Raw genomic sequence first — 11,984 nt, 5'->3', positions numbered from 1 at the left:
ATCGCTTCTCGGTACACTCAGAGTTAATCAAGTTAACTGGTGGCTGATTTGGCAATGGCGCTTAGTTGCAAACCTGGGGGATAGCTACCTTCTTGTTTAATACGCTTAATTTCTTCGTTGGTGATGGGTAATTTTAACTTTTGTGCCAATTCTCGCACAATATCCCCTCTGTCAATTATGCCTGCTACTGTGTCTGCTGGTGAAAGCACGGTAATTTGAGACAGGTGTTCATTTTCTAACTTGTTGATCACTTCAGCTAAACAAGTTGATTCAGGTAGGGTGGGAATTTCTGTTAAGGGATGGGCGATACTGTCCAGGGTTCGGTTTTCCCACTCACTTCGTTCTACTAAGCGTAAGTCATCAATGGCCACCATACCCCGGTAACGTCCATCAGCTACAGCAAAGTAAGTATTTGGGGCGTTGGTGTCTAATAGGTAGGAGTCAGCAAAGGCGCGCAAGGTTTGGTTAGCATCGACTACGCGAAAATCACGAGTCATGGCTTCCCTAGCTAGTATGTTGAGTAAGGTTTCTTGTAATGTGGTAACTCTGTCATAGGTGTTAGCATTACGGACAGCAAACCAACCTAGTAAGATAATCCACAAACCCGTAACTAATTCTCCTGTGAAAAAGTCTAGAACAAACCCCATGGCAATGGCGGTGTAACCGAGAATTTGCCCGGATGTGGCGGCCCAGTGTACAGCTTGAAAGCGGTTACCTGTAATTTTCCACAGTGCCGATTTTAAAACTTGTCCCCCATCTAGAGGTAAGCCGGGAATGAGGTTAAATAGGGCGACAATTAAGTTAATTCCGGCTAAATCTGTCAGCATTGCTGTGAGGGGACTAGTTTCTGGTGTAATCTTGGTGGCTAGACTGAATAACAAAAACAGGGCTATACTGACTAACGGTCCGGCAATGGCTACTTGAAATGCTTTTCCGGGAGTTTTGGATTCTTCTTCTATGGCTGCAATACCGCCAAACATAAATAGGGTAATTGAGTTAACTTTAATGCCCTGCGATCGCGCTGCCAAACTATGCCCTAATTCGTGCAATAATACGGAGGCAAACAGGAGCAGTGCCATGACTATTCCAGCACTCCAACCTATAGCAGCACCCCATTCTTGGTAAGCTATACCAAAGTTAAGGGTAGCTAGTGCTAACACTACAAACCACAATGGGTCTAAAAAAAGAGGGATGCCAAGTAAAGACCCGATGCGCCACCTGTTATTCATCACATTTACCTCCTTTTATGGCCATTATACCACTGTGGCTAAAGCCAGGGGATTGCATCTCGTTTTATGGTCAATATGCTAAAATCAATCATTCCTTGACTGGGCAGTGGGGATAATGGCGCATCAAGAGTAGCTGTTATCACCCACTTCCAGGTTTTCAAACTTAGAGACGACCGATGTTAGTTAGACCTAAAACAATACCAATGCCAATAACATGACCAAAAGCCATTGCACCGACAAACGCAGGAATACTGATGGGCAGCACAGGCATCTTAGGGCCAACTTGGGGATACTGAATCTTGAGAGTGAGTAAAAGAACTACAAAGCTGCTGGCACTAATGATAATAGCCACTGTGGGACTCCATTCAGGTGTGACGGGAACGGAGGCGGCAGCTAGTAATGATGAAATCAAACTGGTATCTCCTAAATGACAAAATTAATGTAGACTTCCAAAATTATAAAGTTCCACAGAACAACTCAAAATAATAATTAGTAAATCTTCTACTTTTGTAACTTACCAACATCTAAAATTTATATGCGGGTGAAAATTTGCGGCATTACTCAACCAAAACAATCTGTAGCGATCGCCAATCTTGGTGCAACCGCACTAGGATTCATATGTGTACCTTCCTCGCCTCGCTACGTTACCATAGAGCAAATTCAAGGGGCTGTGGGACAATTACCGAAAAACGTTGACAGAATTGGAGTTTTTGCTAATAGTAGCATTGCGGAAATTAGCCAGACAGTTAAGGATTCTGGATTAACTGGTGTTCAGTTACACGGTGACGAATCTCCAGATTTTTGCTCATTATTAGGTGAAAATTTAGGCAATATAGAAATTATTAAGGCTTTAAGAGTTCGTAGTTTTGAGGATCTTAATCTAGCTGCTAATTACACTAAGTATATAGATACATTACTACTAGATGCTTATCATCCCCAACAGTTGGGAGGTACTGGTCACACCCTGGACTGGGAGATGTTACAGAACTTTGAGCCTAGTTGTCCCTGGTTGTTGGCTGGGGGACTAACGCCGGATAATGTGGTGGCTGCTGTGAATCAAGTTAAACCGGATGGGATAGATTTATCTAGCGGTGTAGAAGTGAAGCCAGGAGACAAGGATTTAGATAAGGTGGCGCTGCTGTTTAAGAAATTGAGGGGCTAAAATAACAGGGCAGACAGGATGCCCACCCCACAAGAGTTTTATCATTTACAGTTATAGTTTAGTTGCCTGGAATTTTGTGCCCAGTGTTTAAAAGAATCCTGGTTGGTGACGAATTAAATTAAAAAATTCCTCACGGGTTTTTTGCTGTTCTTCAAATACACCCACCATGGCGCTGGTAACAGTCCAAGAACCGGGTTTTTGGACACCGCGCATTACCATACACATATGGGTAGCTTCCATGACCACTGCTACGCCTTGGGGTTCGAGAATAGTCTCAATGGCTTCGGCTATTTGACGGGTTAATCTTTCTTGGACTTGCAAGCGACGGGAATACATTTCCACAATGCGAGCCAGTTTACTTAAACCCACAACCTTTTGGTTAGGGATATAAGCAACGTGTGCTTTACCCATAAAGGGGAGCATATGGTGTTCGCAGAGGCTAAAAAAGTTAATATCCCGGACTAACACCATCTCGTTATGTCCTTCATCAAAGATGGCACCGTTGACCAGTTCTTCTAAGGATTGGTGGTAGCCACTAGTGAGAAAACGCATGGCTTCTGCCACTCGCTTGGGTGTTTTCAGCAGTCCTTCTCGACCGGGGTCTTCTCCTACACCAACTATGAGTGCTTTTACTCCATCCATCATTAACTGCATTTCTTCCGTGGACGGTGGGTGTAAATTCGGCTGTCCATTATGGTTGTTACCATCATGTTTGGGGGTGATAGCTTCTGTTAAGTCGGGGATGAGAGGGGACTTAGAGCCGTTGGAACCGTTGGAACTAGCAATAGTCATGATGTAATTACTCAATTATGGTTGGAATTATTGGTGTTGCTGATTTCAAAGTTAAGTAACACTCAGCAACTTAAAGAGCGCCAGCACTGGGCATAAGGATCAATTCGTCGATGACGGCTTGCTGTGGTAGTAAGGCGGTGTGGAGAACTGATTGGGCCACAAGTTCTGGGGTTAACATTTTTGTCCGGTCAAAGTCGGCATGGACGGTTTCTGTGTCCCATAGTGCGGTATTAACAGCACCAGGACAAATGGTGGTGATGCGAATACCGTGGGGGCGCTCTTCTTGTGCCAGAGTTTGGGAGAGTGCCATGACACCGGCTTTACTCACACTGTATGCGCCCCAACCGGGAAAGGGTTGCTTGGCGGCAATGGAGGCTATATTGATAATGGTTCCTGTGCCGCGATGGCGCATTCCGGGTAAAATTCCCATGATGCACTGAAATAGGCTGGTCAGGTTCAAGTTGATGACTTGCTGCCAATCTTCTAAGGGAGTTTCACTTAAATTGCCTGTGTATGCCATGCCCGCATTATTTACTAAGATATCTATCCCGCCAAAATCCTGGGCGATGGCTTGAATTTTTGCTTTTACCTGGGATACATCGGCAAGGTCTAGAGAGTAGGCTTTAGCTGCTACTCCTGTGTGCCTGGCTGCTGCTGCCACTGTTTCTAATTTATCCAAAGAACGGCTGACCAGGGCGACATCAATTCCCGCCTTGGCAAATGAATGGGCTGTTGCTTTGCCAATTCCACTGCTAGCCCCGGTAATCAGGGCGCGTCGTTTCTCAAAACTCATGCTTTTTCCTAATGTTTGGCAGTTCTGAAAGCTTTTTCTACCAGCCAATTATCCAAGACTGGGGGTTGACAAATGTTTAACTGGGAAATTATGCCATATGATCAGCTTAATTTGCACGATACAAAAAATGGCTACTCTAACTAAGTAGCCAGGGGCATTATAGCATTGTTGATGAGCCAAAGAATTATTTTCTCTCACTATCCCTGTACTGATTCAGTAAAAACACCAATTTTGCGGAATTTTTCATAGCGCAGTTGTCGGCGTTCTTGAGATGTCAGGCGGTTGAGTTGGTCTAAGTTGTCTAATAAGCTCTGCTTAAGAGTTGTGGCGGCCTGTAAGGGGTCGGCATGAGCGCCTCCTGTGGGTTCTGAGAGTATCTCGTCAATAATGCCTAGGTTTTTCAGGTCGTGGGAAACGATTTTTAAAGCCACGGCAGCTTGAGGAGATTTGCTGGCATCTTTCCAGAGAATAGCAGCACAGGCTTCGGGGGTGGCAACGGTATAAACGGCGTGTTCAAACATGAGCAGGCGATCGCCTACACCGATACCTAAAGCGCCCCCGGAACCACCTTCGCCGATGACTGTGCAGATAATTGGCACATCAAAGCAAAACATTTCCCGTAAGTTATAGGCAATGGCTTCTCCTTGACCTTCATGTTCGGCCTCAATACCAGCCCAAGCCCCTGGGGTGTCGATAAAAGTTAAAATCGGCATCCCAAACTTGTTGGCGTGTTCCATTAAGCGCAGGGCTTTGCGGTAACCTCCTGGGGAGGCCATGCCGAAGTTCCGGGCTACATTATCCTTGGTGTCGCGGCCTTTTTGATGACCTAACATGACCACTGGTTGCCCGCCCAAACGACCTACACCACCTACTAAAGCTGGATCATCGCCTCCGCAGCGATCGCCGTGCAATTCCATCCATTCATCACTAATGGACTGAATGTAATCAAGAGTACTAGGGCGGCGGGGATGGCGAGCTACTTGCAGACGCTGAGACGGGGTTAAATTACTGAAAATTTCTTCCCGTAGTTGCAGGGCGCGTGTTTCTAGTTTGCGAATTTCTCCGGAAACATCAACGCCATTTTCTTCTGCAAGTTCTCGAATTTGATCAATTCGCTTGGCCAGTTCTGCTAGTGGCTTTTCAAAATCTAACAGTAGTGGTTTACGCTCAGTAGTTGCCATGGTATGGGTTAATAGTGTTGAGTTGGGACTTATGGAAGCTGGGGACTTGGGGTATGGAGAGGCTGTGATTTAGTGTATTGTTATTAATTCATGACTCACGACTGAACTAATAGGGGTCTAAATCCGTGTTTGATTGATGCTTGACCAATCTGCTCCATTTTGTCTACGGTAATCTGATTACGTCCCCAAGAAAAGTTAGTGTATAACTTCTCAAATTCCAGCAGCATTGATTCCGCAAAACAAGCAAATAACTGGCGTGCTGGCACTTCCATATTGACTATTTTCATAATTTTCCAGTCAATATCAAGAGAATGTTCTACAATTCCACCATTTAGCACGTACACACCGGGATAGCGAATTTTAGTAGCTAAGTTTTTAGGATAGCCACCGTCAATGAGCAAACAAGGGCGCTTTAATACTTTAAAATCTATTTCCACACCTTTGGGCATACTGGCAACCCAAACTACAATATCAGCTTGAGAAAGTGCTTCATCCAAAGCCATAATTTTTCCTCGCCCCAATTCGTTTTGTAACTCTGTGAGACGTTCTTGGTTACGGGCGATGAGCAACAGTTCCTTGACATCTGTTCTGATATTTAGCCAGCGTGTAACTGCACTGCCAATATCTCCAGTTGCGCCACATATAGCAACAGTCGCTTTCGACAAATCAATTCCTATTTGTTTAGAGGCTTTTTCCACCTGCTGACAAATCACGTAAGCAGTGTGAGTGTTGCCGGTGGTGAAGCGTTCAAACTCTAGTTTGATGTTGCGGACTTGGCTAAACTGCTCTAATTTAAAGTTTTCAAAAATAATTGAGGAAAATCCCCCTAAAGCAGTGATATTGATGCCATACTTTTGGGCATGGGCCATGGCGTTGAGAATTTTGCGTGTTGCAGCTTTGATGCGGCGAGTAGCTAACATTTCCGGCAAAAAACAAGATTCTACATACCGGCCTTCAATTGTCTGTCCAGTAACGCTAGTGACTGAGATTTCATCAACAATTTGGGGCGGGGCGCTGCACCAAAAATCTAGACCTTGATCGGCATATTCTGGGTAACCCAATTCTTTGGCTACCTCTTGCGCGTGTTCTAAACTAGTCAAATGTCCAATTAGACCAAACATGTATTGATATATTAGGCGTGTGCTTTGTCGAAAGCGTTGAATAGGTGGGCAGGAAATAAATTTAATCGACAGTTGATTACAAATCATGAGTACTGAGGATTGTGTTGCCAGTAGTGTAACTTACCACTCAGCACTCAGAAGGCGGTTAATTAAGCAGCTGTGAGTCCATAGGCTGACATTCGCATGATATCTCTGGTGGTAAAGCCAATGTTACTTAAAGCTTCACCATACTGAATCATGAAATCTTCTACTAAAGCTTCTTTTTCCATTGCTAAACTCTGGGCATCCTTTTCTACTAGGTTGAGCATTTGCCAAACAATGGGTAGGTTTTGGCGATTGGCTGCTTCTAATTCTGCTTTGGATTCTGGGAAGTTTTCTTTCAACCAAACTTCTCCAAAGTTGAGGTGACTATACTCATCTTTAACCACTCCCTCAGTGATTTTGCGTGCAAAATCATCGGCAACGGGAATGTAGATGTTGTATGCTGCGATGGCAAAGCATTCAATAATCAAAGACTGAATCAGGAGGCAAGTAACTATTTTACCTTCAGCTGCTGCTGTTTGGAAATTTTGGTGTAGTTTGGCAAAAAATTCTTTAGCAAACTCCATATCCGGTGTTACTTCTAGATTACGCCCACAAGCCTCAAAGCCTTTTTTGTGGCGACTTTCCATTTTAGATAAACGGATCAGTTGATCTTTCAATTCTGGGAGCATTTCCCCTAGGGTGATGTAATTCTCATAGGCTTCTTGTTCTCCTTCGATGACAATGGCATTAATGCGACTGTAAGCATCTTTGTATTTTTCGCTCTGGAAATCAATTTCTAATTCGGTTGCAAGTTGTTGCATGGTGTGCTTAATCCTGTAAATTTGAATCATTTGATACAAAAATTAGATATTCCCTGCTTATTGAGGGTAATAATCACTATGGTTTAATTTAACTTAACAATTGACACTAACAAATTTAAATTCTGCTCGTAATTGAGTGTTGTACTGGTACAATTGTTTTTTGCCAATACCGTGATTATCCATGCAGTATCTAAGGGCTTTGTTTCGCACAAATTGAGATGTTCTGATAGCTTAATCTATGGCTTTGGCTTGAGCTTCTTTAACAATTGCTTTACACTCCATTACTAACAATCTTGCATGACCTCCTTTTTATTGCCTCTACTATAATTAGTATACATAGTATATCTAAGAATGATAACCATGAAAGGACAAAGAAAATTAAAAAATATACCAATACTTCATGATGAAGTTCAAACAAAAACCACCGTAGTTTTAACACCTAGGGCATGGTAGAACATTAGAGGTATTAGATGCAAGGCAATTAGTTGAAGAATGGGGAAGGCGATTAAAATCGCCAACGGCTAACCCCCATGTCTGAAGCCAGTAGCTCTGCTCCCCGCTGATATTTCGGTCACAGAACACAAATCCTGATTTGGCTCACCTCATGTCTAAAAACAACTGGAACCTAAAATTTAGCAATTTTTTCCGGCTAGGAGTACTGCTACTAGGGGCGTTGATTGTCCTGTTACCTTTGTTAGTGGTGTTTTTCACCTCTTTCGCACCCCCAGGAGCTACCCTGGAAGCTGGACCCACAAGTAATTGGTCTTTAGCTAATTACCGCAATGCCTGGGAACGAGGTAAATTTTTACTGGCATTTGCTAATTCTACCTTAGTAGCGATCGCCGTTACTGCTTTTCAAATGGTAACTTCTGCCTTGGCGGGTTATGCTCTGGCTAGGTTGAAGTTTCGCGGTAAACAAGCGCTATTACTAGTGGTGTTGGCTACTTTAGTAATTCCTTTTCAATTATTGGTGATTCCTATCTTCTTGGTTTTAAAGTGGGGACACTTGATCAATACCTACGGAGCGCTGATTTTACCCACTGGGGTTAATGGCTTTGGGATTTTCCTGTTACGTCAGTATTTCCAAACAATACCCGTGGAGTTGGAAGAAGCAGCAAGCATAGACGGGGCGAACCGACTACAAATTTTATGGCGAGTAATGTTACCTCTAGCCCGTCCCGCCTTGGTAACGCTGTTTTTGTTTACTTTTATTGCTGAATGGAACGATTTGTTTAAACCTTTGGTATTTACGACTAGACCGGAATTGAGAACGGTACAGTTGGCTTTGGCGGAGTTCCAAGAACAATTTACCAATAACTGGCCTCTAATGATGGCTGCGGTGACCATAGCAACTGTGCCGGTCATGGTGCTATTCCTGATTGGTCAGGGTAAATTTATTCGCGGTATAGCCACCACAGGGATTAAAAATTGAGGAATTAATTGGTTTCTTGGATTTGCAGGCGGATAGTGTGTTCAGTACTCCCGCTTAATTGTAGTTCCATGACTTCACCACCTAGAGGTTCGATGCAACTGAGGAGCGATCGCAAATTGGGTGTACTTGCACCAGTATCCACATATAACCGATCTGCTAAGTTACTGATGCGTTTCCAGGTCATGTATAACTTGGCTATGGTTTGTTCTACCTGAGATGCTTGATTCACCAGGTCTGCGGCTACACTTAAACAGCCGATTCTTTGGGCTTCTTCTAAAGCTGTTTCAATGTCAATGTCTGCTTTTGTCAATGCTTGGACTTGGGCGGCAGATTTGAGATATTTAGCTAGGTGACGTGCTTCTGAAGTTACTTGTTTGAGGGTATCAATGTCAGGATTAGCACTAATTTCTGTTTGGATAAACTTTTGGTGTGGTTCTGGCAGTTTTTCCATTTCCTTCACCAGGGGGGCGATGTAGCGGGGGGGGAGGGAGTTGTCTGCTGCTTTGACCTTTACTGCTTCTGGTAGTAATTCTGAGGACATGGCCGTCCATTCGTCGGTGAGTTGGCGCACTTCTCGCCTGGTGATTTGTTCGCCTTTTTGGGCGGCTTCACTGACCATCTGTTGCACTTCGGGGACGGCTTTGGAGGTTTCAATAAATGCTCGTTTGCTAAAGTTGTTAACTGATTTGGGGTCAAGTTTTCCTTCCTCTAGGAGAGTGTCTGCACTGTTAGCTAGTTGAATCCAGGCGTAAGCTTGACTTTTACTAATTTCCCTTTCTTTTAGCCATCTGAGGAATCCTGTCCCCCTTCCGTCACCACCTTTTTTCTCTCGGTCACGGATGGCGCGTAAAATTCGCCCCCGCCAGATTTCCGTTTGCAGGTCAAAGCGATCGCATACCTGCCAAGCTATATTCAGCTGTTGCTGAAAGTCTGACTCTAAAATCTGTTCATCTTCTGGGTCGGGTAATTCAAAGCTGAGGTCTGCGGGTTGTTGCAAAGCCTCAGCCAAGTCTTTGATGGATTCGGTATCTTGCACCATTGATAGCTAATTATTGTATGCAATCGGCTTATTATTACATACTTTAAATCTGAGAGCAATCTAGATTTGTTTTTGAGATTTAGCGGTAATTTTATTTAACAAATCAGCGACTTTTTCAGCCCTTTGGGGTTGGCGCTGTTTTTTTAATAAGTCCTGGGCTTGTTCTAGGTTAATTTTGGCTAGTTCTGGTTGATTTTCCTGGATACAAATATTTGCAATTCGCAAGTAAGCGTCAGGATTTTTTGGACTACTACCAATTACTTCTTGGTATAACTCTGTGGCTTGCTTGACTTTACCTTGCTCTTTTAAAATATCTCCCAATAATAAACGCACTACGTCATTGGTGGAATTGATGGCAATTACTCGACGAAAAGCTGCTTCTGCCCCTTGATAATCTTTTTTTTCATACAGATTTACCCCGGTTTGGAAAAGATTTGCAGTGATCAAAGTTTTCCAGGAAAAATAACCGAGAATGACTAGGGCAATAACAACGGAGGCTATGGGAAAAATATCAGTGATTGACAAATGTTCTAACATGGTTTTAAGCTAAAATACAGGCGATGGGGAAGATAATATATTCTAGATAAAAGAGTTTCCAAATAAATTGGTAGAACTGGGAAATGGCTGTTTTATCTTGTAAGTCTACTGCTAAACTTCGCATCCACATCCCAACTAATACTACTAGATGAGTCATGGCTAAAAATGCTGGGTTAAGCGCAGAAAGACGCAACACACCTACTAGAATCATTCCCAAGTAGCAAAGAGTCAACACCCATAGGGCTAAATTAAACACTGCTTGGGGTCCGAGTTGGAGGGTGAAAGTGGTAATATTATAAAGGCGATCGCCTTCCATGTCCGGTATATCTTTAAAAATGGCGATAGCAAAGGTAAATATCAAAATAAAGACCGTTAGCACCCAAATTGCTGCGGGAATTGTAGGAGTTTTTCCTAATGCCCAATTAAAATGCAAAAATAGCCCCAAATTTACAATGGTTCCGCGCACCGAAAAAATACACATTGCCGCCCAAAAAGGAAATTGCTTTAAGCGAATGGGCGGTAAAGAATAAGCAGTACCAATGGCTAAACTTAAAGCTACCATACCCAATAAAAATGGACCGGTGAGCCAAGCTAAAACCAGGGACAAAATGCCCATAGTAATAACAATTAGTTTTCCTTGGTGCTGAGAAAATTCCCCTGATGCTAGTGGTAAGTGGGGTTTATTGATTTTGTCAATCTCAACATCTTCTAGTTGATTCAAACCAACAATATAAACATTGCCACACAAACAGGCAAGCCAAGCAAAAAAGACTGAAATTAATTGCTCAATGGTAAAACTAGTGCCAGTGATAGGAATGGCAATTAAATACAACCCCCACACACTTAAACTTGTGCCAATCACTGTGTGGGGGCGAGAGAATTTCCAAAAGGCATAAAGCCAAGTCTGGGAAAAATGAGAAGAAGGAGGAGAAATTTGATTCATATAAATTTTGGATTCATCAATTTTGGATTTTGGACTGTTCCCTAGTTCTTTTTTTTACTTATTCCCGCACAATAAGCCAAAGCGAATTAAACCACGTTGATAACCGTCACGCATTAACCCCAGTGATAAGGCCCCTTGAATGGTTTTCCAACCAGAGGTGAGTAAGCCGAAAATTGCCTGGGGGGTGAGGGCAGAATCAATCACAATATTCCAAAATGGGGCTACAGCTGTTGACCAATCAGCTGTGCGGAGATGGTTTAATGGTAGTTGACGGGCGATGGCTTCGTATTCTGGTAAGGAAATTACGTAGGGTAGACAATACACCCGATAAATGTTCTGTAAATGCTTTTGTTCGTCTGCTGTCAATGGTGAGTCATGGGTGGGGCGATGACACCAAGTCACTATAATCAGCTTGCCACCAGGTTTCAAGACTCGATAGCACTCCTGCAAAAATTTAGTTTTATCTGGCATATGTTCACCACTTTCTAGAGACCACACTAAATCAAAGCAATTGTCAGCAAAGGGCATGGCTTGAGCGTTGGCTACTTGAAACTCAGTTCTACCACTCAAAAAGGCATCTTCAGCCCGTTGTGTGGCTCTGGTGGCTTGTACGGGGCTTAAAGTGATTCCTGTTGCTGTGGCATTAAACTTATTTGCTAAGTAAAGAGAACTACCACCAATGCCACAACCCACATCAAGAATGTTTTCTGCTGTTTGCACTTCTGCCCATTGCAGTAGTTCTTCAATTAAATCAATTTGAGCTTGACGACGGTCTTTTTTCTCGCTACCATCTGGACCATAGTAGCCGTGGTGCATATGTTCACCCCAAATCTGCTCCCATAGATTAGAGGAAGCATCATAAAATTGCCGTATTTGCTGGTAAAGTGATTGACTCATAAAGAAAGCACGC

Annotated in this window: 13 protein-coding genes; 2 read left to right on the top strand and 11 right to left on the bottom strand. The window is 43.3% G+C overall.

Going from position 1 to position 11,984, the window contains the following annotated elements:
* Positions 1-32: 32 nt before the first annotated feature.
* Together NWP17_RS15920 and psaK are read right to left on the bottom strand one after the other, a co-directional pair.
* Complete coding sequence (locus NWP17_RS15920; RefSeq protein WP_280655855.1) at positions 33-1,229, bottom strand: site-2 protease family protein; 1,197 nt, start codon at positions 1,227-1,229, stop codon at positions 33-35.
* Between the two features lie 163 nt (positions 1,230-1,392).
* Positions 1,393-1,641 (bottom strand): photosystem I reaction center subunit PsaK, encoded by a 249-nt coding sequence (gene psaK / locus NWP17_RS15915; protein WP_280655846.1) that lies wholly within the window; start codon positions 1,639-1,641, stop codon positions 1,393-1,395.
* Between the two features lie 123 nt (positions 1,642-1,764).
* Between psaK and NWP17_RS15910 the strand changes: the two genes are divergently transcribed.
* Positions 1,765-2,391 (top strand): phosphoribosylanthranilate isomerase, encoded by a 627-nt coding sequence (locus NWP17_RS15910; protein ID WP_280655845.1) that lies wholly within the window; start codon positions 1,765-1,767, stop codon positions 2,389-2,391.
* Between the two features lie 87 nt (positions 2,392-2,478).
* Here the strand turns inward: NWP17_RS15910 and folE are convergent, their stop codons facing one another.
* The 5 genes from folE to NWP17_RS15885 form a co-directional block, all read right to left on the bottom strand.
* On the bottom strand, positions 2,479-3,183 hold the full coding sequence (gene folE / locus NWP17_RS15905) for a GTP cyclohydrolase I FolE (protein WP_280655844.1): 705 nt from the start codon (positions 3,181-3,183) through the stop codon (positions 2,479-2,481).
* Positions 3,184-3,253: 70 nt separating this feature from the next.
* The gene (locus NWP17_RS15900; protein WP_280655843.1) at positions 3,254-3,976 is read right to left on the bottom strand and encodes an SDR family oxidoreductase; all 723 of its coding nucleotides are present in this window, start codon (positions 3,974-3,976) and stop codon (positions 3,254-3,256) included.
* A 197-nt stretch (positions 3,977-4,173) separates the two neighbouring features.
* Complete coding sequence (locus tag NWP17_RS15895; protein WP_280655842.1) at positions 4,174-5,157, bottom strand: acetyl-CoA carboxylase carboxyltransferase subunit alpha; 984 nt, start codon at positions 5,155-5,157, stop codon at positions 4,174-4,176.
* A 95-nt stretch (positions 5,158-5,252) separates the two neighbouring features.
* Entirely contained in the window at positions 5,253-6,278 is a 1,026-nt protein-coding gene (locus NWP17_RS15890) for a long-chain acyl-[acyl-carrier-protein] reductase (RefSeq protein WP_280655841.1), read from the bottom strand.
* 149 nt (positions 6,279-6,427) lie between these two features.
* The gene (locus tag NWP17_RS15885; protein ID WP_280655840.1) at positions 6,428-7,123 is read right to left on the bottom strand and encodes an aldehyde oxygenase (deformylating); all 696 of its coding nucleotides are present in this window, start codon (positions 7,121-7,123) and stop codon (positions 6,428-6,430) included.
* Positions 7,124-7,727: 604 nt separating this feature from the next.
* On the opposite strand from NWP17_RS15885, the gene NWP17_RS15880 reads away from it, so the two are divergent.
* Positions 7,728-8,555, top strand: a complete 828-nt coding sequence (locus tag NWP17_RS15880; protein ID WP_280655839.1) for a carbohydrate ABC transporter permease — start codon at positions 7,728-7,730, stop codon at positions 8,553-8,555.
* A 4-nt stretch (positions 8,556-8,559) separates the two neighbouring features.
* Here NWP17_RS15880 and NWP17_RS15875 read toward each other — a convergent pair whose 3' ends face one another.
* The 4 genes from NWP17_RS15875 to NWP17_RS15860 all read right to left on the bottom strand — a co-directional run bounded on the left by NWP17_RS15875 (position 8,560) and on the right by NWP17_RS15860 (position 11,971).
* Positions 8,560-9,591: a hypothetical protein gene (locus NWP17_RS15875; RefSeq protein ID WP_280655854.1), complete on the bottom strand. Its 1,032-nt coding sequence runs from the start codon at positions 9,589-9,591 to the stop codon at positions 8,560-8,562.
* Between the two features lie 63 nt (positions 9,592-9,654).
* Entirely contained in the window at positions 9,655-10,131 is a 477-nt protein-coding gene (locus NWP17_RS15870; protein ID WP_280655838.1) for a tetratricopeptide repeat protein, read from the bottom strand.
* A gap of 4 nt (positions 10,132-10,135) precedes the next feature.
* A complete protein-coding gene (locus NWP17_RS15865) occupies positions 10,136-11,074 on the bottom strand; it encodes a homogentisate phytyltransferase (protein WP_280655837.1) in 939 nt (312 codons plus the stop codon).
* Between the two features lie 54 nt (positions 11,075-11,128).
* Complete coding sequence (locus NWP17_RS15860) at positions 11,129-11,971, bottom strand: methyltransferase domain-containing protein (protein WP_280655836.1); 843 nt, start codon at positions 11,969-11,971, stop codon at positions 11,129-11,131.
* Between the last annotated feature and the right edge of the window lie 13 nt (positions 11,972-11,984).

The organism is Chrysosporum bergii ANA360D (genome assembly GCF_029891735.1).
Classification (GTDB): domain Bacteria; phylum Cyanobacteriota; class Cyanobacteriia; order Cyanobacteriales; family Nostocaceae; genus Umezakia; species Umezakia bergii.
The sequence above is the reverse complement of the archived record's forward strand: the minus strand, read 5'-3'. Positions and strand labels throughout refer to the sequence as shown.